The sequence below is a fragment of the Nocardiopsis ganjiahuensis DSM 45031 genome (genome assembly GCF_000341085.1).
Classification (GTDB): domain Bacteria; phylum Actinomycetota; class Actinomycetes; order Streptosporangiales; family Streptosporangiaceae; genus Nocardiopsis; species Nocardiopsis ganjiahuensis.
In genome coordinates, this window is sequence record NZ_ANBA01000009.1 from 693,217 (window position 1) to 718,223 (window position 25,007).

At 71.0% G+C, this 25,007-nt stretch carries 23 protein-coding genes and 1 tRNA gene; 13 read left to right on the top strand and 11 right to left on the bottom strand.

Features of this window, described 5'->3' with window-relative positions; translation table 11 throughout:
* Positions 1 to 245: 245 nt before the first annotated feature.
* From D458_RS0114165 to D458_RS0114175, 3 genes are all read right to left on the bottom strand, one after another.
* Positions 246 to 1,118, bottom strand: coding sequence for a hypothetical protein (locus D458_RS0114165; protein ID WP_017587415.1), 873 nt, complete (start codon positions 1,116 to 1,118; stop codon positions 246 to 248).
* A gap of 747 nt (positions 1,119 to 1,865) precedes the next feature.
* Positions 1,866 to 3,104, bottom strand: coding sequence for a kynureninase (gene kynU / locus D458_RS0114170; protein ID WP_017587416.1), 1,239 nt, complete (start codon positions 3,102 to 3,104; stop codon positions 1,866 to 1,868).
* A gap of 90 nt (positions 3,105 to 3,194) precedes the next feature.
* Positions 3,195 to 4,100 carry a tryptophan 2,3-dioxygenase gene (locus D458_RS0114175; protein WP_017587417.1) on the bottom strand — a complete coding sequence of 302 codons (906 nt, stop codon included), beginning with the start codon at positions 4,098 to 4,100 and terminating at the stop codon, positions 3,195 to 3,197.
* Positions 4,101 to 4,306: 206 nt separating this feature from the next.
* On the opposite strand from D458_RS0114175, the gene D458_RS0114180 reads away from it, so the two are divergent.
* Together D458_RS0114180 and D458_RS0114185 are read left to right on the top strand one after the other, a co-directional pair.
* On the top strand, positions 4,307 to 4,774 hold the full coding sequence (locus tag D458_RS0114180; protein WP_026119297.1) for an Lrp/AsnC family transcriptional regulator: 468 nt from the start codon (positions 4,307 to 4,309) through the stop codon (positions 4,772 to 4,774).
* Positions 4,771 to 5,043: a DUF4031 domain-containing protein gene (locus D458_RS0114185; protein WP_017587419.1), complete on the top strand. Its 273-nt coding sequence runs from the start codon at positions 4,771 to 4,773 to the stop codon at positions 5,041 to 5,043. Before D458_RS0114180 ends, D458_RS0114185 begins: the two co-directional genes overlap by 4 nt.
* Before the next feature lie 38 nt (positions 5,044 to 5,081).
* Here the strand turns inward: D458_RS0114185 and D458_RS0114190 are convergent, their stop codons facing one another.
* The 3 genes from D458_RS0114190 to D458_RS0114200 all read right to left on the bottom strand — a co-directional run bounded on the left by D458_RS0114190 (position 5,082) and on the right by D458_RS0114200 (position 8,227).
* Positions 5,082 to 5,780, bottom strand: a complete 699-nt coding sequence (locus D458_RS0114190; protein ID WP_017587420.1) for an HD domain-containing protein — start codon at positions 5,778 to 5,780, stop codon at positions 5,082 to 5,084.
* Positions 5,781 to 5,829: 49 nt separating this feature from the next.
* Positions 5,830 to 6,492, bottom strand: coding sequence for a response regulator (locus D458_RS0114195; RefSeq protein WP_017587421.1), 663 nt, complete (start codon positions 6,490 to 6,492; stop codon positions 5,830 to 5,832).
* A gap of 133 nt (positions 6,493 to 6,625) precedes the next feature.
* Positions 6,626 to 8,227 (bottom strand): sensor histidine kinase, encoded by a 1,602-nt coding sequence (locus D458_RS0114200; protein WP_017587422.1) that lies wholly within the window; start codon positions 8,225 to 8,227, stop codon positions 6,626 to 6,628.
* A gap of 143 nt (positions 8,228 to 8,370) precedes the next feature.
* Here D458_RS0114200 and D458_RS0114205 point away from each other — a divergent pair, with 143 nt between their 5' ends.
* Entirely contained in the window at positions 8,371 to 9,657 is a 1,287-nt protein-coding gene (locus D458_RS0114205; RefSeq protein ID WP_017587423.1) for an MFS transporter, read from the top strand.
* A 92-nt stretch (positions 9,658 to 9,749) separates the two neighbouring features.
* Positions 9,750 to 10,223 (top strand): VOC family protein, encoded by a 474-nt coding sequence (locus tag D458_RS0114210; protein WP_040702448.1) that lies wholly within the window; start codon positions 9,750 to 9,752, stop codon positions 10,221 to 10,223.
* An 85-nt stretch (positions 10,224 to 10,308) separates the two neighbouring features.
* Here the strand turns inward: D458_RS0114210 and D458_RS0114215 are convergent, their stop codons facing one another.
* Positions 10,309 to 11,079 carry a DeoR/GlpR family DNA-binding transcription regulator gene (locus tag D458_RS0114215; RefSeq protein WP_017587425.1) on the bottom strand — a complete coding sequence of 257 codons (771 nt, stop codon included), beginning with the start codon at positions 11,077 to 11,079 and terminating at the stop codon, positions 10,309 to 10,311.
* A 234-nt stretch (positions 11,080 to 11,313) separates the two neighbouring features.
* Between D458_RS0114215 and D458_RS33495 the strand changes: the two genes are divergently transcribed.
* A complete protein-coding gene (locus D458_RS33495) occupies positions 11,314 to 12,084 on the top strand; it encodes a glycerophosphodiester phosphodiesterase (RefSeq protein WP_051049673.1) in 771 nt (256 codons plus the stop codon).
* A 218-nt stretch (positions 12,085 to 12,302) separates the two neighbouring features.
* Complete coding sequence (locus D458_RS0114225) at positions 12,303 to 12,923, top strand: hypothetical protein (RefSeq protein ID WP_017587427.1); 621 nt, start codon at positions 12,303 to 12,305, stop codon at positions 12,921 to 12,923.
* A gap of 25 nt (positions 12,924 to 12,948) precedes the next feature.
* On the opposite strand, the gene D458_RS0114230 is transcribed toward D458_RS0114225, so the two are convergent.
* On the bottom strand, positions 12,949 to 14,856 hold the full coding sequence (locus D458_RS0114230; RefSeq protein ID WP_017587428.1) for a GDSL-type esterase/lipase family protein: 1,908 nt from the start codon (positions 14,854 to 14,856) through the stop codon (positions 12,949 to 12,951).
* Between the two features lie 326 nt (positions 14,857 to 15,182).
* Here D458_RS0114230 and D458_RS33500 point away from each other — a divergent pair, with 326 nt between their 5' ends.
* The 4 genes from D458_RS33500 (at position 15,183) to D458_RS37580 (ending at position 17,921) form a co-directional block, all read left to right on the top strand.
* A complete protein-coding gene (locus D458_RS33500; protein WP_017587429.1) occupies positions 15,183 to 15,812 on the top strand; it encodes a hypothetical protein in 630 nt (209 codons plus the stop codon).
* 20 nt (positions 15,813 to 15,832) lie between these two features.
* A complete protein-coding gene (locus D458_RS0114240; protein ID WP_239647956.1) occupies positions 15,833 to 16,252 on the top strand; it encodes a hypothetical protein in 420 nt (139 codons plus the stop codon).
* Positions 16,253 to 16,638: 386 nt separating this feature from the next.
* Positions 16,639 to 17,265, top strand: coding sequence for a hypothetical protein (locus D458_RS0114245; protein WP_017587431.1), 627 nt, complete (start codon positions 16,639 to 16,641; stop codon positions 17,263 to 17,265).
* A gap of 86 nt (positions 17,266 to 17,351) precedes the next feature.
* On the top strand, positions 17,352 to 17,921 hold the full coding sequence (locus D458_RS37580) for a hypothetical protein (RefSeq protein WP_239647957.1): 570 nt from the start codon (positions 17,352 to 17,354) through the stop codon (positions 17,919 to 17,921).
* A 150-nt stretch (positions 17,922 to 18,071) separates the two neighbouring features.
* Here D458_RS37580 and D458_RS0114255 read toward each other — a convergent pair.
* Positions 18,072 to 18,145, bottom strand: a tRNA-Ile gene (locus tag D458_RS0114255).
* 261 nt (positions 18,146 to 18,406) lie between these two features.
* Between D458_RS0114255 and D458_RS0114260 the strand changes: the two genes are divergently transcribed.
* Together D458_RS0114260 and D458_RS0114265 are read left to right on the top strand one after the other, a co-directional pair.
* Positions 18,407 to 19,396, top strand: a complete 990-nt coding sequence (locus tag D458_RS0114260; protein WP_017587433.1) for a malate dehydrogenase — start codon at positions 18,407 to 18,409, stop codon at positions 19,394 to 19,396.
* A 206-nt stretch (positions 19,397 to 19,602) separates the two neighbouring features.
* Positions 19,603 to 22,095 carry a DEAD/DEAH box helicase gene (locus tag D458_RS0114265; protein ID WP_017587434.1) on the top strand — a complete coding sequence of 831 codons (2,493 nt, stop codon included), beginning with the start codon at positions 19,603 to 19,605 and terminating at the stop codon, positions 22,093 to 22,095.
* A gap of 138 nt (positions 22,096 to 22,233) precedes the next feature.
* Here the strand turns inward: D458_RS0114265 and D458_RS0114270 are convergent, their stop codons facing one another.
* Together D458_RS0114270 and D458_RS0114275 are read right to left on the bottom strand one after the other, a co-directional pair.
* The gene (locus tag D458_RS0114270) at positions 22,234 to 22,737 is read right to left on the bottom strand and encodes a cytidine/deoxycytidylate deaminase family protein (RefSeq protein ID WP_017587435.1); all 504 of its coding nucleotides are present in this window, start codon (positions 22,735 to 22,737) and stop codon (positions 22,234 to 22,236) included.
* The gene (locus D458_RS0114275) at positions 22,734 to 23,438 is read right to left on the bottom strand and encodes a RibD family protein (RefSeq protein WP_017587436.1); all 705 of its coding nucleotides are present in this window, start codon (positions 23,436 to 23,438) and stop codon (positions 22,734 to 22,736) included. The genes D458_RS0114270 and D458_RS0114275 overlap by 4 nt, the downstream gene beginning before the upstream one ends.
* A 650-nt stretch (positions 23,439 to 24,088) precedes the next feature.
* Between D458_RS0114275 and D458_RS0114280 the strand changes: the two genes are divergently transcribed.
* A complete protein-coding gene (locus tag D458_RS0114280) occupies positions 24,089 to 24,976 on the top strand; it encodes an SAM-dependent methyltransferase (protein WP_017587437.1) in 888 nt (295 codons plus the stop codon).
* Positions 24,977 to 25,007 lie beyond the last annotated feature (31 nt).

The window sequence follows — 25,007 nt, forward strand, 5'->3', positions numbered from 1 at the left end:
CCTGCTCGTGGTTTCAGGAGGCTCGAACGATACCCCCATGGGGTATATAGCGCAAGGGTGGGGCCGAGGGATGGGACACAACACAGGGGCCGCGATCGTCGATCGCGGCCCCTGGCCTTACCCACTCTCCGAGGATCCGTGTCCTCCGGGAGTCTCGATTGCTCCCCCCGCCAGGAGGAACACCTGGCTTGTCGGACTCCCGAGGTCACGGATGACCTGAGGTGGGCCCGGGGGTGATTCTGGAGTTACTTGCCGCGCAGCTTGTCGATCAGCGAGGCGATGCCGTGGCGGCCGTTGCTCTCGGCGAGCAGTCCGTTGCCGCTCTCGTCCTCGGCTCCGGCGTGGGCGCCGGCGGGGCGGCGGGTCCACGCGAAGAACAGGGCGATGAGGATCGCGGGGATGATCGCCAGGGTCAGCAGACCGGCGGCGGAGGGGGTGCCCTCCGCACTCATCAGGCCGAAGCCGGACAGGTCGTTGGCGGCGGTCTCGGCGGTGACCCCGGTGTCGGAGTCGTCCTGCTCGGCGGCCGCGGGGGCCTCGTCCTGCTGCTGCTCTTCCTCGGCGTCGGCGGAGGCCTCGTCGGAGTCCTCTTCGGAGGCGTCCTCGGCGGTCTCCTCCTCGGCCTGCGCCTCCTCTTCCTCCTCGTCCTCCTCGGCCTGCGGCAGGTACTCCGCGGGGATGTCGGAAACCGCGTTCTCACACTTGTTCTCGGGCTGCTGGAACGGGTGGGGGGCACCCTCTTCCCCGTGGCCGTCGCCCCACTCGGTGATGAAGTACTCGACCTCGGCGTGGCCGTTGCCACCGCTGACGACGAGGCTCTGCTCGTCGAAGCTCTCACCCATCATCTCGGCGAAGGTCTTGCCGTCGATGTCGAGAAGGACGTCGCAGTCGTGGGAGGGGACGCCGGGACCGCGGTCACCGATGAAGAACTCGTGCTCCTCGCCCTCGTAGACGATGAACCCCTTGGTGCCCAGCGGCCAGCTGGGGCTGGAGAACAGCCCTTCCTGCATGGGCTCACCGCCTGCGGGAGCGCCGGTGTCACCGTTGATGCCGGAACCGTCGTCCCAGAAATAGGTCGCGGTGACTTCGCCGTACTGAATGGGAGTGTCGTTGCTCATGAAGTAGATAGCCAGGTTGACGACAGAGGCCGAGAAGACCGGGCATGACGCATCAGGGCACACGGGCGCACAGGGCTGCGCTCCGGGTCGGTGTCATGCCATGGGGCATCCCGCGTCGCTGGCGGCGAGTGGCGGGGTGGGAACGGGGGGCCGGATCGGCTCCGCCGGACAGCTGCGCGTGGATTCGCGCTGCTCGTTCCCGGGAGAGATGAGGTCTCGATTCCCTTCCGGCACGCTGGCCGGTCAAGGGCTCGGCACCGGCTCGTTAAAGGTCAATAACGAACCGGTCACGAAGGACACTAACCCAGCCTTTGGCAAAGTGCCGCAGGATTCCGAGTAAAATGACAGTCCGTGTTTGCACAAATACGATATGACGTCACCCGACAATAACCCCGGGAACACAGAAAACCCCTGCGCACAGGGGTTGCGGGCCTGTCCGAGGACGGCGGACAGGCCCGCGAGTGGCCCTCGTCATAAACCGGTACACAGGGGCGCCGAGCGGGACGAAACCGGCTGAGAGGCCACTTACGCGCCGGTAGGTCACGAAAACGGGACCGTTCCGGGGCGGGTCCGGGGTGAAGCGGAGAGCACGCTCGTGGCAAAGGCCACGCCAACGTGGTATTGGCTCGGGTCACGGGAAAGCACCCAGTGCCCATGGGACACAAAGAACTCCCCGGTGGGTTGCCCCGCCGGGGAGTCGTTCTCGGATCAGGTGGCCGTGCTCGGATCGAACCACCCGTGACCGGGTCAGGTCACCTGCGACCTGCGGTTGAACCGCTCGGCACGCCACTCACCGGACTCCACGACCTCCACGAGCGCGTTCGCGGCGTCGTAGACGTCCACATAGCGCAGGTAAAGCGGGGTGAAACCGAAGCGCATGACGTCCGGGGCCCGGAAGTCACCGATCACGCCGCGCTCGATCAGCGCCTGCACGATGGGGTAGCCGGCGCCCTCCTCCGGCTGGAGCAGGGCGACCTGGCTGCCGCGCCGCTCGTGTTCGGCCGGGGTGATCGAGGCCAGTCCGACCGAGGCGGCCTTGGCCAGGAACAGGTCGGTCATGGCCAGGCTCTTGGCCCGGACCTGCTGCAGGTCGGCCTTGGCCCACACGTCCAGACCGGCTTCCAGGGCGGCGTCGGCCACCAGGGGCTGCGAACCGCTGAGGAACCGCGATACGCCCGGAGCGGGCTCGTAGTCGGGTGTGAAGCCGAACGGCTCGGCGTGCCCGTGCCACCCGCTGAGCGGCTGTTCGGCGGCGGCGTGGTGGCGGCGGGCCGCGTACAGGAACGCGGGGGCGCCGGGACCGGCGTTGAGGTACTTGTACGTGCACCCCACCGCGAAGTCCACGTCGTTGCCGGACAGGTCCATGGGCACCGCGCCCACGCTGTGGCACAGGTCCCAGATCACCAGGGCGCCGTGCTCGTGCGCCAGACGGGTGATCCCGGCCATGTCGCGCAGCACGCCGCTGCGGTAGTCCACGTGGCTGAGCAGCAGGACGGCGACGTCGCCCCGAGCCAGGGCCTCGGCCAGCTCCGGGCCGTCGGGGTCGACGCGGCGCTGCTCCGCACCGACCAGGCCGACCGCGCCCTCGGTGACGTACAGGTCGGTCGGGAAGTTGCCCGACTCACCCAGCACCACCGAGCGGTCGGACAGGCGCAACGCCGTGACCAGGGTCTTGAACAGGTTGGCGGAGGCGCCGTCACCGACGATCACCTCGTCGGCGCCGGCCCCGACCAGGGGCGCGACCTTGGCGCCCAGGGTGCGCGGCTTGTCCCACCAGCCGGCGTCGTTCCAACTGCGGATGAGGTCCTGGCCCCACTCGCGCTCGATCATGTCGGCGACCCGGGCGGGGGTGGAGCGGGGCAGCGCGCCCAGCGAGTTGCCGTCGAGGTAGATCACTCCCTCGGGGAGAACGAACTCCTCGCGGAGGGCGGCGAGGGGGTCGGCCGCGTCCAGGGCGGCGCACTCCTCACGGGTGGTGGGCGTCATCGGGTCCTGCTTCCTTGCGAAGGCTGTGCTGTGGGGTGTGTGGAGGCCGCGGTCGGCCCCGGGTCGTCCGGGCGGTGCCGCGCGGTGGTTCTAGATGGTGCTACGCAGGGACCACAGTTCCGGGAAGACGTCCTTCTCGGCGTTGCGGGCCAGCCAGTTGAGCCCGTTGGAGCCGCCGCTGCCCGGCTTGCCGCCCATGGTGCGCTTGACCGCGACCAGGTGGAGCTGACGCCATCGTGTCACCCGCTCGGCGACGTCGACCAGTGCCTCGGCCAGCAGGTAGAGGTCGTTCCCCGGGCGGTCGTCGGCGTAGACCTCCGTCCAGGCGCGCTCGACCTCCGCGGAGGGCTCGTAGTCCTCGGTCCAGTCGCGTTCGGCGCTGGTGTCCGGGACGGGCAGGCCCCGGCGGTGCAGCAGGCGCAGCGCGGCGTCGTACAGGCTGGGGCGCTCGATCAGGTCGGTGAGCTCGGTGACGACCCCGCTCATGGCCTTGTGCGGGCGGATCATGGCGGCGGACTTGTGCCCCAGCAGGAACTCCAGCTTGCGGTAGCTGTAGGACTGGAAGCCCGAGGCCTCACCGAAGGAGTCGCGGAACCGGTTGAACTGGGTGGGGGTCATGTCGGAGAACAGGCCCCAGGAGCTGTTGAGGACGTCCTGGGCGTTGCAGGCGCTGCGCAGCCAGGCCACGGCGCCGGGCACGTCGTCGGTCTCCAGCGCGTCCCGGGCCGCCTCCCAGCGCTGCTGGATCAGCGCGAACACCAGCTCCATCACCTGGGTGCCGATGATGAAGGCCGATTCGGCGGGTTCCTTGGTACGCGGGTTCTGCAGGCTGAGGAGGGTGTCGATCCCCGCGTAGTCGACGTAGGGGGTGTTCTTGTCGAAGGCCAGGGTCGGCTTGCCCCCGTTGCTCTCGGCCCTGCTGGCGCGGGCCTCCGCCGCACCGACGTCCTCGGTGGGCGCGTAGGGGCACTGCTGGGCGGACGTGGTGGAGAGCATCGGGACTACCCCTCGTGTACTGCGCGGACTTCGTTGGCCACACGCACCGCGCCGCCGCCGAAAGATCCCCCGTGCACGGCGCCGTGTACGTGAACTCACATACTCGGGCAAATTCCCCCCGGAAGGAATGGCCGACGGCGACGCAAACCGGGCATTGGTCTAACATTCATAACAGGAAACGAACTTCGGCCTTGGGAACACAAAGTATGGCCTCACGACTGGCAACCCCGTTGGACAGCGTTGACCAGCGCATCCTCGACGAGCTCCAACAGGACGGGCGGCTCTCCTTCAACGAGCTGTCCCGCAGGGTGAACCTCTCGGCCCCCGCCGTGGCCGACCGCGTGCGCCGCCTGACCGACCGCGGGGTGATCACCGGCTACCACGCGCACGTGGACCCGGCCGCCGCCGGACTCCCGGTGACCGCTCTGGTGCGCATGGAGTGCTTCGGCGCCCACTGCCTGCTGCGGGAGCAGTCCTCGCTGGAACTGCCGGAGATCCTCCAGGTGCACCGGGTGACCGGGGACGCCTGCTGCATACTGCTCATCGCGGTGCGCTCCATGGAGCACTTCGAGGAGGTCATCGACCAGCTCGCCGAGCACGGACGCCCCTCCAGCACCATGGTCCTGTCCAGCCCGGTGCCGTGGCGCGCCGTGACCGCCCCGGTGGCGCAGTGAGCGTTCTGATCGACAGTCCCGTCTGGCCGGGCCCGCGCGGCTGGTACTTCGCCCACCTGGTGAGCGACAGCTCCTACGACGAACTCCACTCCTTCGCGCGCGAGCTGGGCGTCCCTCCGCGCGCCTTCGAGCGGGACCACTACGACATCCCCGAGCACCTGCACGCCCGTGCGCTGGAGCTGGGCGCCGAACACGTCAGCGGGCGTGAGCTCGTCACCCGCCTGCGGTCGGCGGGGCTGCGCCGCCCCAAGCACCCCCGGCCCGTCTGAGCCCTCTGTACCGGCCCCGCCGTCCCGGGCCTCCCCGCTCAGGGCGGGGGGAGCTCCTCCGGGGCCTCCTGGAGAAGACGGTCGGCCTCCGCGAGCATGTTCGACCTGGCCCGGGGCTCCCAGTGCGCCCGCCCGAACGGCGTGTGGAAGAGGTGCGGGGCCTCCAGCAGGGAGCGCAGGACCTGGAGCCGCCCGGCCCGGAAGTGCTTGTCGGGAATGTGCCAGTACTCGGCCCGCACCGCCGTGGTGTAGGCCAGGTACTCGTCCGCGGGGCCCGCCAGAACGGACAGGTCGGCGTCGGAGAGCACCGCGCCGTCGGCGTCCCAGCGCTCGGGGCGGTGGTCCTTGGTGACCCCCACCAGGCGCACCACCTCGGCGATCAGCCCCGCGTCCTTGCCCATGAGCGAGAGCAGGCGTTCGGCCAGGGCGGCGCTCTCGTCCTCGTCCCGGCCGGGGCGCCCGTCGTGGACGGCGTCGTGGAACCAGACCGCGTACCGCACCGCGTCGAGGTCGCGGGCCTCCTCCCGGAGGACCTCCACGGCACGGAGCGTGGCCCACAGGTGGGAGATCGTGTGGTACCGGCGGTGTTCCTCGCTCCAGCGGCCGAGGAGCTCCTCACCGGCCGCCCTGGCCTCGTAGCTCTCCCCGGCGAGGTGTTTCCAGGAGGCCGCGAGCAGGATCGCGTCTTCCTCCTCCAGGGGGCCGAAACGGCCCGGTCGGTCCTCGAAGCTCACCATGCGACCAGTCTTCCCCCCTGCGTCCGGAAGCAAAGATCCGGGCCCGGAGTCATGGGGCGGTGCCGGCCACCAGCCCGGCCTCGTAGGCGAGGATGGCGGCCTGCACGCGGTTCTTCATTCCCAGCCGGTTCAGGATGGCGCTCACATAGCTCTTGACCGTGCCCTCGACCAGGAAGAGTCGTTCGGCGATGTCGGCGTTGGAGAGCCCCGCCCCGACCAGGGCGAGTACGTCCCGTTCCCGCTCGGTGAGCTCCGCGAGGCGCTCCGCGGCGGCGGCCTCCTTCGCCGCCCGGCCCCCGCCGAACTGCGCGATCACCTGCCGCGCCACCTGCGGGGACAGGTAGGCACCGCCGTCGGCGACCGCGTGCACCCCGGAGATGAGGTCGCGGGGGTCTCCGGCCTTGAGCAGGAATCCGCTGGCCCCGTCCCCGAGCGCCTGGGAGACGTAGCTGTCCTCACCGAAGGTGGTGAGGATGACGACCTTGGTCTCCGGGGACACCCGGCGGATCTCGGCGGTGGCCGCGAGCCCGTCCATGCGGGGCATCCGGATGTCCAGCAGGGCGACGTCGGGGCGGTGGGACAGCACCAGCTCCACCGCCTCCCGGCCGTCGGCCGCCTCCGCCACCACCTCGATCTCCGGATCGCTCTGCACGATCGCCCGCACACCCGCACGGATCATCGCCTCATCGTCGGCGAGCAGCACCCTGATCACGGCCGTGTCCTCTTTCCTGCCTCGGTCGTCCTGCCCCGGGCTTCCGCCCCGGTCACCCGGACCACCCGTTGCCCGGGCAGCATCCCACAACACACTCCTCGGCTCCGCAGCGCCTTCCCCGACAGGTTCCTCCTCAACGGGTCTCCAGCTGCTCCTTGCCGACCAGCACCCCGTCCTCGAAGCACAGCTGGTAGAAGACCACGTCCTCCTCGAACATGCCCGCGTCACTGCGGTACTGGTCGCAGGCCGGGTCGGCCGACACGAAACTCTCCAGCTGCCCCTGGGGCATCCCCACCGGGAAGTCGGGCAGTACCCCCTCGAGGTCGCTCCTGCTCTCGCCCACCTCGATCGACGCGTAGTCCTCCGGCGGCAGGGTGCTGCCCTCCAGGACCTGGGCGAGGACGAGGTAGACCGCCGCGATCACGAGCAGGACGACGACGACCGGGACGGCGATCAGGGCCAGCGTCCACGGTTGGACCCGGCGGTGGGCGGCCCGCTGGAGCTCGTCGATCACCTCCGCACCGCTGCCGTCCCCCTGCGCGCCGGCCACCTCCCCGCCGTCCAGCGGCATGGTGGCGCACACCTCCCAGCCGCCCTCGCGCGGACCGGCGGCCACGGTTCCGCGGACCAGCCGGACGCGCTCGCGAAGGCCGGTGAGCCCGTGCCCGCCGCCCGCACCCGGAGCCTGGCCGTCCGTCCGCGGCGCGGTGTTGGCGACCCGGACCTCCAGGCGGTGGCCGTCCGCGGTCAGCCACACCGACACCGGGGCCCCCGGGGCGTACTTGTTGGCGTTGGTCAGGGACTCCTGCACGACCCGGTGGACGGCCCGGTCCACCATCGGCGGCAGCGCGTCGAGCGGGCCCTCCCGTACCAGGGTGAGGTCCATCCCGGAGTCACGGGCGCGCTCGACCAGGTCGGCGACGCTCTCACCGGCGGGGACGGTCGGAGCGGGTTCGGACCCGGTGTCGGGGCGCAGCACCCCGATGATCTCCCGCAGCTGCGCGGTGGCCGAGACGGCGGTGGCGCGCAGTTCGGCGACCTCCTCGCGGTGGTGCTCCCCCAGGTCGGGGGAGACCTCCAGGGCCCCGGCCCGCAGGGCGATCAGGCTGAGCTCGTGGCCGAGGGAGTCGTGCATGTCCTGGGCGATCCGCGCGCGCTCGCGCAGCCGGGCCCGGTCCGCGGTGAGCCGCTGTTCGAGCTGGAGCTGGCGGGCGTGCTCCCACCCGGCCGCGCCCAGTTCGACGTACTGGCGCCGGTAGACGCCCAGCAGCCACGGCAGCCCCGTGCAGAACACCAGAGCGGTCGCGGCGGTGAGCCACAGACCCGGAGTCTCCTCGATCGAGGCCAACACGTGCGCGGTGGCGGCCAGGCACAGGGCGGCGAAGAGCCCCACCGCGGCCCAGGTCCGCTTCGAACGGCGGCCCGCCAGGTAGGACAGGCAGATCAGCGGGACCAGGAAGGCCTGGGACCACGCACAGGCGATCACTGCCGGGACGGGGGCCAGGAGGGGGTAGGTGCGGCTGAGCACGATCGCCGCCCCCGCCACCGCGATGAGGACGACCATCCGCACGGTGTGGTCGCGGCCCACCACCGAGAAGGCGAAGAACTCGGTGAACAGCAGCAGGCCGATCCCGGACCACAGCAGCAGGTCGCGCACGACGGCGCCCCGGCTCGGCCATCCGGGTGCGGGGGTCAGGGCCCGGCGTGCGCCCCGGGACAGTTCGGCGTAGTCCATGGAGGGGAACCTACACAGCTCAGGCCGGGTCCGGTCACCCTCGAAAGTCAGGTCCCGTCCCCCTTTCGTGCCAGTCCGCCTATCATGGGATGGTTTGCGGCCGAGGGCGACGGAACCGCGACACGACACAAGAACGAGGCCGAATGTCACCCCTGGAAACCCTGCGGCGGATGAACCGGATCGCCGGCTGGCCGCTGCTCCTCGCCACCTTCCTGGCGCGGCTGCCCGTGTCGATGACCCTGATCGGGCTCCTCACCCTCGTCACCAGCACCACCGGCAGCGTCGCCGCGGCCGGCCTGGTCTCCGGGGCGTTCGCGCTCGGTGAGGCCGTGGGCGGTCCGGTCATCGCCCGTTTCGCCGACCGCCACGGGCAGCGGGTCCCCGTCCTGGTCACCGCCGCCGTGGACACGGCCCTGATCGCCCTGCTGGTCGCCGCTGTCACGGTGGACGCCCCGCTGCCCGTCCTCGTGGCGCTGGCCGCCGCCGGCGGCCTGTGCATGCCCCAGGTCGGCCCGATGGCGCGCACGCGCTGGGTGGTGCTGATCCGCAAGGGCCCCGACCGCGGTCCGGAGCGCGAACGCTCGGTGTCGGCGGCGATGTCGGTGGAGGGCGTACTGGACGAGGCGTCGTTCGTCCTGGGCCCGGCCCTGGTCGGTGTCCTCACGCTCACCCTCTCCCCCACCGCGAGTGTGCTCGGCGCGGCCGTGCTGATCGGTGTGTTCGGCACCGTGTTCGCCCTGCACCCCACCGCCCCGCCCGGGTCGGCCCCGGTACGCGGCGCAGAGGGCCGCATCACCCGCCCCGCGCTGCTCCTACTCGCCGTGCCGATGTTCTGCCAGGGGCTGTTCTTCGGGGGGATGTCGACGGGGGTGACCGCGTTCGCGGACAACGCCGGGCACGGGGACCTGTCCGGGCTGATGTACGCGGTGATGGGTTCCAGCAGCGCCGTCGCCGGGCTGATGATGGCCTCGCTGCCGGTGGGCTTCTCGCTGACCGCGCGCACCCGGGTGGCGGCGGGCGGTCTGGCCCTGCTCACCCTCCCCCTGTACCTGGACCACGGGCCCGCGACCCTGGCGGTCACCATCTTCGTCCTGGGCATCGCGATCGGCCCGCACCTGGTGAGCCTGTTCGGACTGATCGAACGGGCCGCCCCGCCCAGCCGGCTGTCGCAGTCGATGGCCGTCATCCTGAGCAGCCTGATCCTGGGGCAGTCCCTGGGCTCCATGGTCTCCGGCGCCCTGGCCGACGCCTACGGCCACCAGGGTGCGTTCGCGCTGGCCACGGCGGGCGGACTGATCTCGTTCGCGGTGACCACGCTGGTACTGCGCGGGCACTGGTACGACCGGGCCGCCACCTCCGCCCCGGACACCGTCGGCCCGCCCCCGGAAGCGCCCGCGGCCAGGGCCACCGGCCTCTCCCGCGGAGCCTGATCCGGGCCGACCCCGCAGCCATACCGGGCAGATGTTAAGCCCGCGTTAAGGCGCTGGTCAGTGACGGGCGGACGAACCTAGGCTTGGGGACCATGCTTGATCTGTTCAAGGCGCTCGCCCCCCGCGCCAGCCTCCGCCGTGAGTCGGCCCTGCCGCCCCCGCCTCTCGCCGGGATCGCCCGCGTGACCCTCTCCGTGCGCGACCGAGACGTGAGCGCGCACTTCTACCGCTCCGTCCTGGGGTTCCGAGCGGAGCGCCCGGACGATCGGGACGGCCTGCGCCAGACCGTGTTCCGCCACCCCAGCGGGCTGCTCATCGACCTGGTCCAGCACCGGGACAACTTCAAGGGCCGCTTCGACAGCCGCCGCTGCGGCCTGGGCCGGCTCACCCTGGCCGCGCCCAACCTGGGCGTACTGGAGGCCTGGGAGGACCGGTTCGCCCGGATGGACGTGGACCACATCCCGGTCGTCCACACCGAGGAGGGGTCGACCCTGGTCTTCCACGACCCCGACGGCACCGAACTCGCCCTGTTCGTCCCCGCCGACCCCGACACCGGCGAGGACTAGCCTCCGGCGGAGACCAGGCCACGCGGGCACCCGGCACCGCGGGGGCCGCGGAGCCGGGTCGGGCCGGGGGTCGGCTCCGGGCCGCTCACTCGCTCGGAACGGTCCTGAGCCGGATGTCGCGCTCGCCGAGCTCGTCCACCGCGGAGCGCGGCAGGCGGTCGTCGGTGATGATGAGGTCGAACTCCTCCAGGCGGGCCACCCGGAAGGTGCCGAACTTGCCGTACTTGGTGCTGTCCACGACCAGGACGCTCTTGGAGGCGATGCGCAGCAGCTCCTGCTTGGCGATCACCTTGGCCTCGGAGGGGGTGGTCGAGCCGCGTTCGGCGTCCCAGGAACTGCTCGCGATGAACGCGAGGTCCACGTTGACCTGGCGGAGGAAGTCCGCGGTGAACTGGCCGACCGAGGAGTGGTCGGAGTGCGACACCACGCCCCCGGTGTGGATCAGCTCGATCCCCGGGTACTCCATCAGGTGGCCCACGACGTTGAAGTCGCTGGTGATGACAGTGAGCCCGACCTTGTCGGTGAGCAGCGGCACCATCTGCAGGGTGGTCGTTCCCGCGTCCAGGTAGATGGTGAAGTTCTCCCGCACCAGATCGGCCGCGGCGCGCGCTATGGCGCGCTTGGCGGGCACCTCCAGCTGGGCCTTGGCCAGGTAGGAGGGCTCGCTCTTGAGCCGGGCGGCCAGTCGTACGCCACCGGTGACCGAGAGGACCTTGCCGTCGTTCTCCAGGGCCTGGATGTCACGACGTACCGTCATGTGGGACACGGACAGCATCGACGTGAGCTCGTTGATACTCAGCACGTGTCGCTCCTGGAGGAGCTTCAGGATGTGCTCTCGCCGTTGGTCCGGGATCATCGTTCGCCTCACACTCGGGGGCCGACCTTGCGGATGCCGTGCGGTCACGACACCCGATAACAAAGTTTCCCAGCTAGCTGTACCCAGGACGGTTCCCACACGACGTGAGACCGCTCGCAATCGCGGCGCGACCGGGCCCTCCGGCCCCGCCGCACGGGCCGATCCGGAGCGTCCTGGTGGGCGTTTTTCCTGTTTGCGCCACGTAACGCGATAATTTTTGCCACTCTTGACTGCATGACGTTGTCCATCGCACTACGCGGAGACACCGCACGATTCCCGGGTAACACGCTCCCGGCCCTGCGCTCAGCCTTGCGCGCCGGGGTCGACCTGGTCAAGATCGACGTCCACCTCACCTCGGACGGGTATCCGGTCCTGGTGGACGAACGTGTCGTGACCGTCCCGGGTTCCCCGCCCCGCCAGGTCGGTGATCTGACCCTGGCCGAACTGGCCGCCGCCCGCGACGACGTGGAGCGGCGCGTCCCCACACTGATGGAGGTCCTGGCCGAGTTCTGCGGCCGGGACGCCTCACCGCTGCTGATCGACGCCACCGCGCCCGAGGCCGCGCTGGCCGCCGACACCGCCCTGCGCGAGCACGGGTTCGGCGACCAGGCGCTGTTCACCGGACCGGTGGAGACACTCCGAGCCCTGCGCGCCCGCAGCCCCGGTGTGCGGTTGATGCTGGCATGGGACCAGCCCGGCGCACCGCCGGAGGAGACCGCGCGGTCGTTGCGCCCGGTGTTCCTGGGCACGCACTACACCCTGTTGAACCGGGAAACCGTCGGGGAAATGCACCGGCACGGTTATGGGGTCGTCGCCTGGACCGTGAACGAATTCCCGGAGATGGCCCGACTGATCGGAATGGGAGTGGACGCCCTTGCCACCGAACGCCTCGACGACCTGGTTTCACTGACCACCGGCCGCGCCCAGGGGGCACCGCGAGAAACCGAACAGGGGGCCGCGCGAAGAACGGTACAGGGAACCTCGCCGACCCCCGGCCCGGCCTGAGAGGGCACCTGGAAAGGCTCCTCACGGCCGCCGACCCGACCGGAGAACCGGCACGATCACCTCATAAAGAACTTCAATGCGCACATGGACACCATGCGCACCATAAGTTCTGCGTTCTCGAATGAGTTCCGCCGTTCTACACGATTTGTCGCCCGCCCGTGGATATCCTTGGATTCCCTCCCCTTCGCGGTGCACTCCGACCGATGAGAAATCAACGAATGACGGCCGATGTCTCCCCTCACGCGCTTCGCACGACGGCCCCCGTCCTGGACTGCGCGGCCCGACTGTTCGCCGAGCACGGTGCCCGCGGCATGGCCATGTCCGACCTGACCCACCGGATCGCCACCGAGACCGGCACCGACGCGGCGTGCCTCAGGCGGGCCTTCCCCACCCGGTTCGATCTGTCCTACGCCGTCGTGTTACGCGCCACGCGCGAACGCGTCAACGGCCAGCTGGCCGCCGACTCCCCCGCGAGGCCACCCACCGAACGCATGTCCGACCTCGTCCGCAGACACGTGCGCTCCGGCTGGAGGCACCGGGCCGCCATCGCCCTGAGCCAGGAGCTGCTGCCGACGCTGCGGGCCATCCACCCCGCCCGGCACCGCGAGATCAGCTCCCTGCACCGTCTCTACCGGGAGCACGTCCGCGAGATCATCGTGGCCGGGGTGACCGTCGACCAGTTCCGGATCCGCGACAGCGGCAAGGCCGCCGACACCGTTCTGGAGACCTTCGACTCGCTCCTGCACTGGTACGCCCCCGGGGCCGGGCTCAGCCTCAACGACCTCGGCGGCGTCTACGTCGACCTGGTGATCCACCACCACCTCCGGTGCCCGCGCTGACCGGGCACGCGCGCAACGCCCCGGCTCAGTCGCCGACCAGCTCGTACAGGTCCACCGACTCCGCGATCGCCCGCAGCCCGGCCTCGTTGGGGTGCAGGTGGTCTCCGGAGTCGTACTCCGGGCGCAGCCGTTCCGGTACCTCCGGGTCGCGCAGCGCCGCGTCGAAGTCCCACACGCCGTCGAAGACCGAACCCGGTTCCCGCGCCTGCTCCCGAAGGTAGGTGTTGACCCGCTGGCGCCCCTGCTCCGCCTCGGGGGTGCACCGGGCCTCGCCCGCGCACGGCGCCAGCGTCGCCACGAACACCCGCACGCCGTGCTCGTCCGCGGTGGCGGCCAGCCGCCCCAGCCCCGCGATCACCACCTCCGGGGACGCACCCCAGCGCAGGTCGTTGATCCCGGCGAAGACCACCAGCGTCTCCACCCCGTTCCGCGCGAACACGTCGCGCTGGACCCGGTGCAGCATGCTCACGCCGCTGGCGTAGGTGGACACACCCTCGCCCGGGTAACCGTCCGCCGTGACCCGGTTGCCCGCGATCCCGAGGTTGAGCACCCCCGGGTTCGGCAGGTCCGCGCTGGCGTGCAGCCGTGCGCTGAGCACGTCCGGCCAGCGCGTGTGGGCGTCCCGGCCGGCGCGCAGGCCGTCGGTGATGGAGTCTCCGTAGGCCACCACCGCGCCCGGCCCGTCCATCACCTCGATCCCGGTGAGGAAGGGCCACTGGTCCACCAGTCCGGTGAACGGCTCCCCGGTGCTGTCCAGGGTCTGGTCGCCGCTGCCGGGCGCGCTCGTGTAGTTGGTGTCCACCGAGGCGTAGTGGACGGGCGCCTTGGAGACCCGTTCGGGCAGGTGGAAGCTGACCAGGAGCTCGGTCTGGGGCGGGAGGAGGATGTCGACCGGGTCGCTGACCAGGCTGCCCCCGGCCGGGATGACCGCCCCGGGAGCGCCGTCGAAGGTGAGTGGGACCGCCGCGCCGCGGGTCGCCGCGCCCTCCGACCGCAGGGCCACGGAGGCCGCCCCGATGGCGACCGGGCGGGAGGCGAAGGTGTTGTCGAGACGGATCCGGGCCTTGGGGCCGCCGGTGGTGGTGCGCACCGAGAGGCGCAGCGTCTGGTCCTCCCAGGGGCCGACCTCCATGTAGCCGGAGGTGGCCCGCCCCCAGGTCCCGGTCCAGGTCTGCGAGGCCGGGCGTCCTCCCACGGAGAACACGTGCAGGTTCGCGTCGTCGTCCAGGACCGTGGGCAGGACGACGTGGTCGACCTCGCGGTCGGCGTCCAGCGGCACCGACCGGGCGTACAGGCGCACGGAGCCGATGGCGCCCTGCCCGAATCCCGTGGCCGAGTTGGCGTAGGGCAGGGACAGGACCGCGTCGCCGGCCGGTCCCGCCGCCCAGTCGGGGACGGTGAGGGGGAAGTCCTTCGTACCGCCGTCGGCGTAGACCACCCGTCCGTTGCCCCGGACCTCGTCGCCGCTGCCGTCGGTCCGGGTTCCGGTGACCAGGAAGGTCAGGGAGCGCATCCGCGCGGGTTCGGCGGTGAGCGCGACGGACTGGCCGTCGGCGATCACGTGGTCGGGCCGACCCGGACCGTAGGCGGGGAGCTCGAGGGGGGTGTCCAGGAGGACCAGCTTCCCACCGGGGTGCCAGCCGGCCGCGGCCAGACCGCGCTCGGACAGGCTGTTGCCCGCGCCGTCGAGGTCACCGGTGCCCGCGGACCCGTCCTGGGAGATACCGACCCGGTCCAGAAGGGCGGACAGCGGCTGGGCCACGGGAGCCTCGGAGTCGTCGGAGGGCCGAGCGGTGACGTCGGGGGTGGTCCTGGTGTTGAAGGCGGCCAGCAGGAGCAGGGCCACGACGATGACGGAGGCGCCCCGCAGGACGTGGTCCCAGACCGTGCTCCGCCGGTCCCTGCCGTCCGCGTCTGTTCGGCCTCCCACCACTACACGCCTTCCTCCCCCGGATACACCTGCTCCACCGACATCTCCGACGGTCCCCGTCGTGCGGTGGTTGCTGAGACGTGGGACACGGCGGTCTCCGACCGGCGGCCAGTCTAGGACCTGTCCGGCGGACGCACGGCCTGTTCCGCACCGGATGCGCGCCGGTTCCGGCCCCACCCGTCGGTCCCGGCCGACCTTCCGGAACCGGCACCGGGAAACCCGGCGCCTCCTTCGCACCCGCTCCCACCTGCCCAAACCCCCGAGGCCCACGGAACGTGGCGTTTCGTACCGGGCGCTTGGGGGCAAAGGCCGGTCAGGAGGTACCCCCCGTGGAGACCGGAACGATCGTCATCATCGTCATAGCCGTGATCCTCATCGCCGCAGGAGCCGCGGTCGCCGCACAGCTGGTGATCCTCCCCGCCCTTCGTACCAACCGGCTCAGGAACCGCTTCGGCCCGGAGTACGACCGGGCACTGGAGGCGCACAGCGGCAAGGCGGACGCCGAACACGACCTCGCCGAGCGGCTCCGTCGCCGCGGCGGCACCGAACTGCGCGACCTCACCCCGCAGGAGCGCGCGGCGCACGCCGACGCGTGGGCCTCGATACAGCGGGACTTCGTGGACGACCCCGTCGGCTCGGTGCGCAGAGCACGGAGCCTCACCGACACGATCATGCGGACCCTGGGCTACCCCGACGGCCCGGTGGCCGAGGACGGCGTCCACGACGACGCGAGCTTCGAGCGCCGGGCCGAGGACCTGTCCGTGGACCATCCCGCGGCGGTCGCCCGTTACCGCGACACCTGGGCGGCCGGGCACCTCGCCGAGGCGGACCGGACGGCCACCGAGAACCTGCGCGAGGCCCTGCTCGCCTACCGGGGACTGGTGGAGGCTCTGCTCGGCGGCCTCCCCCAGGACCACGGCAGGGACAACGGCACAGCCCGCGCCCAACAGGCGGAGTAGTCACCACGAGGGAGGTTGACATGGCCGATCGCCCAGTGCGGCCCCGGCACAGGCCGGGTGCGAAACGGATCGACCCCGAACCCGTCGAGGCCACCGAACCGGCCGGGCCCGTCGAGGCGAAGGTGCCCCGGCAGTCCGGCCCCCGCAGAACCCCCGACCCTTCCGAGACCTGGCGCCTGCGCCCCCGGGGCCTCGTCACACGTGAGGTGCGCGACCGCTGGGACCAGGCGCAGGGAGAGTTCGTCGACGACCCCCCGCACTCCGTGCGCGAGGCGGACGCCCTGGCTTCGGAGGTCGCCGACGCGGTGATCGCCGAGATCGAGGCGCGCCGTGCCTCGCTGCGCTCCGCATGGAAGGACGCCGACGCGGACACCGAGGCGCTACGGCTCGCCCTGCGCGAGTACCGGTCCTTCGTGAAGCAGTTGGCCGGCGACGGCTAGGGCCTGGCACGGGGCACCCGGACGGCCGCGGGGAACCGCGCGGACCGGTTCGGGTGCTGTCCGTTTCCGCCGGAGAACCACAGCGAAAAGCCATTCGGGCACATATCGCGAATAACGAAAACGTCGGCGCACGCCACCCCGGTCCGAAATCGGACGGGTGGGTGCGCCGACCGCTGTGGACAGCCGCCATGTTTTCGCCCCTCACCGACCTCGACCGCACTCGGGTCGTGCGGGCTCCACCATCGGCACGCGCCCCGAAGGCGCACGTCGAACCGACTGAGTGAAAACTGTCTTACGTGCTCTCATCTGCCAAAAGCACGTGATAAGCACAATGGTCAGTTTTACGACAGACACGTGGGGCAGGGGCCGAACAGGAGGTAATTCCCATGGACATCACAACGATTGTCATCATTGCCGTAGTCCTGGTGATCGTCGCCGGAGGAGCCGCGATCGCCGCGCGCTTCTCGGTCCTCCCGGCCGCGCGCACCAACCGGCTCAGGAAGCGCTTCGGCCCGGAGTACGACCGCGCCCTGAAGGAGCACGGTGACAAGGCGTCAGCCGAGAGGGAGCTCTCCGAGCGCCTCGGCGCCATCGAGAAGACGAAGCTCCGCAAGCTCAGCCCGGAGGAGCGCGGAGCCCACGTGAACGCGTGGGCCGCCGTCCAGCAGGAATTCGTGGACGACCCCGTCAGCGCCCTGCGGGACGCCCGGGGCCTGACCGACACGATCATGCGGGACCTCGGCTACCCCGAGCGCCCCTCGGCCGTCGGCGGCGGAGCCGACGACGAGAGCTTCGACCAGCGCGTCAGGGACCTGTCGGTGGAACACCCCACCGCGGTCGCCCGCTACCGCGACGCCCAGGCCGCCGGACACCTCGCCGAGGCGAACCGGACCACCACCGAGGGCCTGCGCGAGGCCCTGGTGGCCTATCGCGGCCTCGTGGACGCGCTGCTGGGCGGCCTGCCGACGAGCAACGACGCCCGCACGGCGGGCACGTCCCACAGGCCGGAGTAGGCGTCCCGACGACACCGCAGAGCGCACGAAAGCCGACCGAACACGACGCGGCGCCGCAGGTCCGGCGCCGAGACCAGGAGACGGAAATGGCAGAGCGCGCATCGAGGAACAGCAGAGCGACGCGACCGGTGGAACCCGCACCGGGGGCAGCCGACGTGGTCGGGCCCGAAGCGGGAACCGGCCCCGGTGAGAGGGCGCCGATCGACGCCGAGGTGACCGGGACCGGGCCCGCCCTCGACGGCGCCCTCACATCCGACGGACCCGCGGATCCCGGCAGGGGGATCCCGACGACGGAGTCCTCCCCGCGCGGGGCCGCGGCCCAGGGGACCCCGGGGCGCCCCACCGCCGGCGCGGACGCCGCGGACGGAAACTGGAGCCCGCGTCCGCGCGGTCTGGATCCGGACGAGGTGCGAAGCCGCTGGAACGAGGCCCAGGGCGGGTTCATCGACGACCCCCGGCAGGCGGTACGCGAAGCGGACGCGCTGGCCTCGGACGTCGCGGAGGCCGTGGTCGCGGAGATCGAGTCCCGCCGTTCCGCGCTCCGCTCCGCGTGGAGCGAGGACGGGAAGGGGACCGGGGACACCGAGACCCTGCGTGTCTCGCTGCGGGACTACCGTGCCTTCGTGCAGCGCTTGATCGGTGAAAACGCCCGATAAGCACAGAACAAGCCATTCGGACAAACGTCGCGAAAAGCGAGATAGTCGGCGCACGCCACCCGGGTTCCGGAATAGGAAGGGTGGGTGCGCCGACGGCGTCGAAGAGCCGTCGGCGCCGTGTGGAAGGGGGTTCCACACAGGTGAGAGGGGTAGGCCGGGCAGGACTCGAACCCGCGACCCAGGGATTATGAGTCCCCTGCTCTAACCAACTGAGCTACCGGCCCTCCGTCGTCAGCAAACGTCATCCTAACAGGGTGTGTCCGGCGTTTCCGCGCCGTAAATCCGTTACTCCACAGGGGTTGGCCACGTCCGTGACGACGCGCGAAGCGCTTGACCGCACCTGGGTCGTGAGAGGCGCCGGGGAGCGGTCTAGGGTGTGATGGTGCGGCGCGCGCCTGGCCGTACCCCCTGGGCCCGGCTCCGGAGCCGCCTCGAACCCGTTGGTAACATCGCGGGTCGCACATCGTCGTCAGGAGAGTTCACGCATGTCCAACGCACCCGTCAACGTCACCGTCACCGGCGCCGCCGGCCAGATCGGCTACGCCCTCCTGTTCCGGATCGCCTCCGGCCAGCTGCTCGGCGCCGACACCCCGGTGAAGCTCCGCCTGCTGGAGATCCCGCAGGCCGTCAAGGCCGCCGAGGGTACGGCGATGGAGCTCGACGACTGCGCCTTCCCGCTGCTCCAGGGCATCGACATCTTCGACGACGCCAACAAGGCGTTCGAGGGTGCCAACGTCGGTCTGCTGGTCGGCGCCCGTCCGCGCGGCAAGGGCATGGAGCGCGGTGACCTGCTCCAGGCCAACGGCGGCATCTTCAAGCCCCAGGGCGAGGCGATCAACGCCGGCGCCGCCGACGACATCCGCGTCCTGGTGGTCGGCAACCCGGCCAACACCAACGCCCTCATCGCGCAGAGCCACGCCCCGGACGTCCCGGCCGAGCGCTTCACCGCGATGACGCGCCTGGACCACAACCGCGCGCTGACCCAGCTCGCCAAGAAGCTGAACGTGTCGATCAACGACATCAAGAAGCTCACGATCTGGGGCAACCACTCCGCCACCCAGTACCCGGACCTGTTCAACGCCGAGGTCAACGGTGCCAACGCCGCCAAGGCCGTCGGCGACCAGGCCTGGCTGGAGAACGACTTCATCCCGACCGTCGCCAAGCGCGGCGCCGCGATCATCGAGGCCCGTGGCGCGTCCTCGGCCGCCTCGGCCGCCAACGCCGCCATCGACCACGTCCACGACTGGGTGAACGGCACCCCCGAGGGCGACTGGACCTCCGCGGCCATCCCGTCCGACGGTTCGTACGGCGTGCCCGAGGGCCTCATCTCCTCCTTCCCCGTCACCTCCAAGGACGGCAAGTGGGAGATCGTGCAGGGCCTGGAGATCGACGAGTTCTCCCGCGGCCGTATCGACGCCTCGGTGCAGGAGCTCGTCGAGGAGCGCGACACCGTCAAGCAGCTCGGCCTGGTCTAGCGGACCCGCGCCGCGGCGCACGGCTGTCACGGGCGCGTCCCCTCGGGGCGCGCCCGCCCGTCGTTCTCCACCACCCCCGACGGACGGCCCGGCGTTCGGCAGCCGCTTTCCGCCGCTGTCGCCGGGCCCGTGAGGGGACGAACACCCCGCCGTGTCCCGAAGAGGTGCGGAAAGCGGGCAGTATAGAGACTGTGAGTCTCATTGATGTGCTTCCGGCCGAACCAGAACCCGACTCCCTCTTCGAGGCGTTCGCTTTGTGGGCCGAGGAGCGGGGCCTCACCCTCTACCCGCACCAGGAGGAGGCCCTCATCGAGGTCGTCTCCGGGTCGAACGTCATCCTCAGCACCCCCACCGGCTCCGGCAAGAGCATGGTCGCCACCGGTGCCCTGTTCGCCGCGCTGGCCCGGAACGAGTGCGCGTTCTACACCGCGCCCATCAAGGCGCTGGTGTCGGAGAAGTTCTTCGACCTGTGCAAGATCTTCGGCACCGAGAACGTCGGCATGATGACCGGCGACGCCAGTGTCAACGCCGACGCGCCCATCGTGTGCTGCACGGCGGAGGTCCTCGCCCAGATCGCCCTGGCCGAGGGCAAGGACGCCGACATCAACACCGTCGTCATGGACGAGTTCCACTTCTACGCCGAACCCGACCGCGGGTGGGCGTGGCAGGTCCCCCTGCTGGAGATGCCCCAGGCGCAGTTCCTGCTGATGTCGGCCACCCTGGGCGACGTGAGCCGGTTCGAGGAGGACCTGGAGAAGCGCACCGGAAGGCCGACCTCCGTGGTCGCCTCCGCGGAGCGCCCGGTCCCCCTCTACTACGACTACCGCACGACCCCGCTGCACGAGACCCTCGAGGAACTCCTCGGCGACGGTCACGCGCCCGTGTACATCGTGCACTTCACCCAGGCACAGGCCGTGGAGCGCGCGCAGTCGTTGACCAGCATCAACATGTGCTCCAAGGAGGAGAAGGCGAAGATCGCCGACGAGATCGGCAACTTCCGCTTCACCACCAAGTTCGGGCGCAACCTGTCCCGGTACGTGCGGCACGGCATCGGCGTGCACCACGCCGGCATGCTGCCCAAGTACCGCCGCCTGGTCGAGCGGCTGGCCCAGTCCGGGCTGCTCAAGGTCATCTGCGGTACCGACACCCTGGGGGTGGGCGTGAACGTGCCCATCCGCACCGTGCTGTTCACCGCGCTGAGCAAGTACGACGGCGTGCGGGTGCGCAGGCTCCGCGCCCGCGAGTTCCACCAGATCGCCGGGCGGGCCGGCCGGGCGGGCTTCGACACCGTGGGCAACGTGGTCGCCCAGGCCCCGGAGCACGTGGTCGAGAACGAGAAGGCGCTGGCCAAGGCGGGCGACGACAGCAAGAAGCGGCGCAAGGTGGTGCGCAAGAAGGCGCCCGAGGGGTTCGTCTCCTGGGACGAGGCGACCTTCCGCAAGCTCATCGAATCCGATCCCGAGCCGCTGACCTCGCGCTTCCGGGTGAGCAACGCGATGCTGCTGAGCGTGATCGGCCGGCCGGGCAACTGCTTCACCGCCATGAAGCACCTGCTCACCGAGAACCACGACGACCGCAAGTCGCAGCGCCGCCACATCCACGACGCGGTCTCCATCTACCGGTCGCTGCTGGACGGCGGGATCGTGGAGACCCTGCCCGAACCGGACGCGCAGGGCCGCACCGCGCAGCTCACCGTGGACCTGCAGGCCGACTTCGCGCTCAACCAGCCGCTGTCCACGTTCGCGCTGGCCGCCCTGGAACTGCTGGACGTGGAGTCGCCGACCTACCCGCTGGACGCGCTCACCGTGGTGGAGTCCACGCTGGACGACCCACGTCAGATCCTCGGCGCCCAGCTCAACAAGGCCCGCGGCGAGGCCGTCCAGCAGATGAAGATGGACGGCGTCGAGTACGAGGAGCGCATGGAGCTGCTGGAGGAGGTCGACTACCCCAAGCCCCTGGAGGAGCTCCTCGACCACGCCTACGAGGTCTACCGGACCGGCCACCCGTGGGTGGGCGACCACCCGCTGCGGCCCAAGACCATCGCCCGCGACATGTACGAGCGCGCGATGAACTTCGTCGAGTACGTGGGCTACTACGAGCTGGCCCGCTCCGAGGGGCTGGTGCTGCGCTACCTGGCCAGCGCCTACAAGGCGCTCAACCAGACGGTGCCGGACGACTCCAAGACGGAGGAGCTGCGAGACCTCATCGAGTGGCTGGGCGAACTGGTGCGCCAGGTCGACTCCAGTCTCCTGGACGAGTGGGAGCAGCTCACCAACCCCGAGGAGGAGGTCGAGGGCGAGAGCCCGGAGGCCGAGGAGAAGGTCCGTCCGGTCACCGCGAACGCCCGCGCCTTCCGGGTGCTGGTCCGCAACGAGATGTTCCGACGTGTGGAGCTGGCTTCCCGGCGCCGCTACGGCGACCTGGGCAAGCTGTCCGAGGACGACGAGTGGACCGGCGAGGAGTGGGCCGAGGCCGTGGAGGCGTACTACGCCGAACACGACGACATCGGTACCGGACCGGACGCGCGCGGGCCGAAGATGCTCCTCATCGAGGAGGAGGACGACATGTGGCGCGTCCGCCAGATCCTCGCCGACCCGGCCGGCGACCACGACTGGGGCATCAGCGCCGAGGTGGACCTGGCCGCGTCGAACGCCGAGGGGCGCGCCGTGGTGCACGTCACCGACGTGAACCGGCTCTAGGAACGAGGCGCGAACGTCCGCCCGGGTGTCACTCCACCCGGGCGGACGCGACGCGGGCCCGGGGTCCCGGGCCGCGGTCCGCCGTCTCCGGCCGACGGCACCGCGGAGGCGGCCGCCGGGCCGTCTCCGGGCCTTCTCTCAGCGGAGCAGGTGCGCGTTGACCTCGCGGACCCCCTCGGCGAGGTCGGGGCGTTCGACCACGGTGCGCCCGGCGGCGGTCAGGCGTTCGGCCCCGTCGCAGTCGACGAACAGGGCGGGTTCGCGCCAGGCCAGCACCACCCGCGGTATCGGTGTGGACAGGATCAGGTCGGTGCACGAACGCGGGCGGGAGGCGCGGACGCTGCACGGCTCCAGGGACGTGTAGATCGTCGCCCCGGCCAGTCGCGGGTCCTCGGGGTCGATCCCCCGGAGCGCCACCTCCTCGGCGTGGTCGTGCGGGTCGTCGCGGCGCGAGTAGCCCTCGCCCAGGACCCGGCCCTCCGCGGAGACCACGACGGCGCCCACGGAGAAGGCGGTGTCCGAGGGCGGGCAGGAGCGCGACAGCCGGACCGCCGCCGTCAGCCAGAACCGGTCGGCCGCGCCCTCCGCCGGTCCGGGGCCGCCGGTCCGGCCGGTGGGGTCCGTCGCCTCGCCCGGCCTCATCGGAGCCCCTCCGTGGCCAGGCAGTACCGCAGGACGGCGATCCCGTCCAGGGCGCGGGCCTCCACCAGGCGCATGGGCGCCTGCGCGGAGTAGGGGTAGGAGCCCGGCATGACGAAGCGCGGGGCGTCCTCCTCCCCCACCAGGAACGGGGCGACCGCCAACCGGAGCTCGTCGGCCAGTCCCGATTCGAGGAAGAGGGTGTGGATGTGCCCGCCGCCCTCGACCAGCAGGCGGGCCACACCGCGGTCGGCCAGGTCGTTCAGGATCGCCTCGGCCGTGGGCGGGTCGCCCGCGTCCACGACCTCGGCGGGCGGGTCGGTGTCGGGGCGGCCGGCCAGGCGCCGGGCGGCGGTGGCCACGCCGCTGCCGCCGGTGTAGACGAGCGCGCCGGCGTCCCCGGTGGAGAAGAAGCGTGCTCCGGGGTCGACGTCGCCGCTCCGGGTGATCACGGCCTTGAGCAGGTTCTCGGGGCGTCCCTGCTCACGGCGGCGCTCGCGCAGGACCTGGGAGCGCACGAGGAGCCGGGGGTTGTCGGCCCTCAGGGTGCCGGCCCCGACCAGGATGGCGTCGCATCCGGCGCGGAGTTCGTCGATCTCGGCGAAGTCCGCCTCGTTGGACAGGCGGAGGCGTTCGGGACTGGTGTCGTCGATGCGCCCGTCGATCGACATCGCGCAGCTCAGGATGGTGTAGGGACGGTCCATGGCACCAGGTTAACGGTGGTCGCCCGGACCGGCTCAGAGGTCGTGCGCCCGCGCGCGTTCCCCGGTCGGCGGGCATCCCTTTCCGGCGCTTCCCCGCAGAGGGGGGACGAATGGATTAACCGCGCCTGTGAGGGATTGGCGCTGGCAGCGGGTTCGATAGCGAAAATGCGCGGTGATTTCGCAATAGCCGTCACGGATGATTGGGCGCCCCGACCGTTCGGGACCCGTGGCCCGGGCCCTTCGGAGGGGGGCCGGTCGGACCCTGCCGGGGATTGGGCGGGGCCCGGAAGGGCTTCGGGCGGAGCCCGGGCTCCACCTGCGACTCCGGAGAGCTCCCCGGTGAAGCCCGTCGGGGCGGGACGGTCGGCTCCTGTCCGGCGCCGCACGGGCGAACAGCCGACGACTCCAGGCCCGTTCCTCGCATAATGGACATTAGGTGTATAAGTGTGTGTCCGCCCAAGGCCGCCTTAACACGTAGCGCACTCACCTTCAAGGGCAACCTCGGGCGATGATTTTTACTACCTGTCTCCCGGACTCGGTTAACAACCGCGCCGACGCGGAATAGAATCCTTTGACGCGGCCCCGCTCGGGGCCCGTCCTAGAAACCTGGGAGTCGACCGCACTTCCCCACCTCAGACAAGAGGACGGCGATGTCTCGTTTCACCTCCCCCGATTTCCTGAGGCAGGCGGGGGACAAACACGTCAGGGCCAAACCCCCGCCGCCAGTCGACCTGACCGGGGCCAGCATCACGCGGCTCCACTCCTTCCACCTCAAGGGGAAGGACCACTTCGCAGTGGACCGGGACCTGGCCACCCGGGCCGAGCGCGCCGCTCCCGGCTTCGTCGACATCATCCTGGGGGAACGGGCCTTTCTCCAGCGCGCGGTGCGCCACCTCGCCGCGGACCTGGGCATCCGACAGTTTCTCCAGGTGGGTGCCGGCCTGCCCGCGCCGGGGGACCCGCACGAGATCGCCCACGAGAGCATTCCCGACGCCCGGGTCGTCTACGCCAGCGACGACCCCGTGGTGGTCACCCACCACCTCGCCCTGATCCGCGACGGACGCACCACCACCGCCGTGCAGGCCGGACTGAACGACACGGTCCGCCTGCTGCACGACCCGGAGAGCAGCCTCCTCCTCGACCTGACCCAACCGGTGGGACTGCTGCTCACCGGCACGGTCGCACACCTCAGCGACCTCCGGGCCGCCGCCCACGGCATCGCCGCGCTGCGTGACGCCCTGGCCCCCGGCAGCCACATGGTCCTCAGCCACTACTGCCGCCCCGACCCCGCGCGCTACCCCAAGGACGCACTCCGGGCCGAACAGCTCCAACGGCTGTTCACCGACCGCCTGGGCCACGGGTACTGGCGGACCGAGAGGGAGATCGCCACCCTCTTCGAAGGCTGGGAGTCGGTGCCCCCAGGCCTGCTGCAGGCCCAGAAGTGGCGGACCCTGCCAGTCGCTCCCCCCGTGCCCGGGAGCTATCAGATGCCGCACCGCAACCGGCAGCTCATCATCGGCGGCATGGGGCGTATCTGAGCCCGCACCACCCTCGTACCCGCGTTGGAGC

Bases quoted from the DNA above. Each gene is read 5' to 3' on its own strand.
- D458_RS0114280 (WP_017587437.1), top strand. From the start codon at position 24,089: ATGTCTCGTTTCACCTCCCCCGATTTCCTGAGGCAGGCGGGGGACAAA.
- D458_RS0114240 (WP_239647956.1), top strand. From the start codon at position 15,833: ATGGCCGATCGCCCAGTGCGGCCCCGGCACAGGCCGGGTGCGAAACGG.
- D458_RS0114225 (WP_017587427.1), top strand. From the start codon at position 12,303: ATGACGGCCGATGTCTCCCCTCACGCGCTTCGCACGACGGCCCCCGTC.
- D458_RS0114270 (WP_017587435.1), bottom strand. From the start codon at position 22,737: ATGAGGCCGGGCGAGGCGACGGACCCCACCGGCCGGACCGGCGGCCCC.
- D458_RS0114205 (WP_017587423.1), top strand. From the start codon at position 8,371: ATGTCACCCCTGGAAACCCTGCGGCGGATGAACCGGATCGCCGGCTGG.
- D458_RS0114175 (WP_017587417.1), bottom strand. From the start codon at position 4,100: ATGCTCTCCACCACGTCCGCCCAGCAGTGCCCCTACGCGCCCACCGAG.
- D458_RS0114260 (WP_017587433.1), top strand. From the start codon at position 18,407: ATGTCCAACGCACCCGTCAACGTCACCGTCACCGGCGCCGCCGGCCAG.
- D458_RS0114275 (WP_017587436.1), bottom strand. From the start codon at position 23,438: ATGGACCGTCCCTACACCATCCTGAGCTGCGCGATGTCGATCGACGGG.
- D458_RS0114190 (WP_017587420.1), bottom strand. From the start codon at position 5,780: ATGGTGAGCTTCGAGGACCGACCGGGCCGTTTCGGCCCCCTGGAGGAG.
- D458_RS33495 (WP_051049673.1), top strand. From the start codon at position 11,314: ATGACGTTGTCCATCGCACTACGCGGAGACACCGCACGATTCCCGGGT.
- D458_RS0114245 (WP_017587431.1), top strand. From the start codon at position 16,639: ATGGACATCACAACGATTGTCATCATTGCCGTAGTCCTGGTGATCGTC.
- D458_RS0114215 (WP_017587425.1), bottom strand. From the start codon at position 11,079: ATGATCCCGGACCAACGGCGAGAGCACATCCTGAAGCTCCTCCAGGAG.
- D458_RS0114210 (WP_040702448.1), top strand. From the start codon at position 9,750: ATGCTTGATCTGTTCAAGGCGCTCGCCCCCCGCGCCAGCCTCCGCCGT.
- D458_RS0114200 (WP_017587422.1), bottom strand. From the start codon at position 8,227: ATGGACTACGCCGAACTGTCCCGGGGCGCACGCCGGGCCCTGACCCCC.
- kynU (WP_017587416.1), bottom strand. From the start codon at position 3,104: ATGACGCCCACCACCCGTGAGGAGTGCGCCGCCCTGGACGCGGCCGAC.
- D458_RS0114165 (WP_017587415.1), bottom strand. From the start codon at position 1,118: ATGAGCAACGACACTCCCATTCAGTACGGCGAAGTCACCGCGACCTAT.
- D458_RS0114180 (WP_026119297.1), top strand. From the start codon at position 4,307: ATGGCCTCACGACTGGCAACCCCGTTGGACAGCGTTGACCAGCGCATC.
- D458_RS37580 (WP_239647957.1), top strand. From the start codon at position 17,352: ATGGCAGAGCGCGCATCGAGGAACAGCAGAGCGACGCGACCGGTGGAA.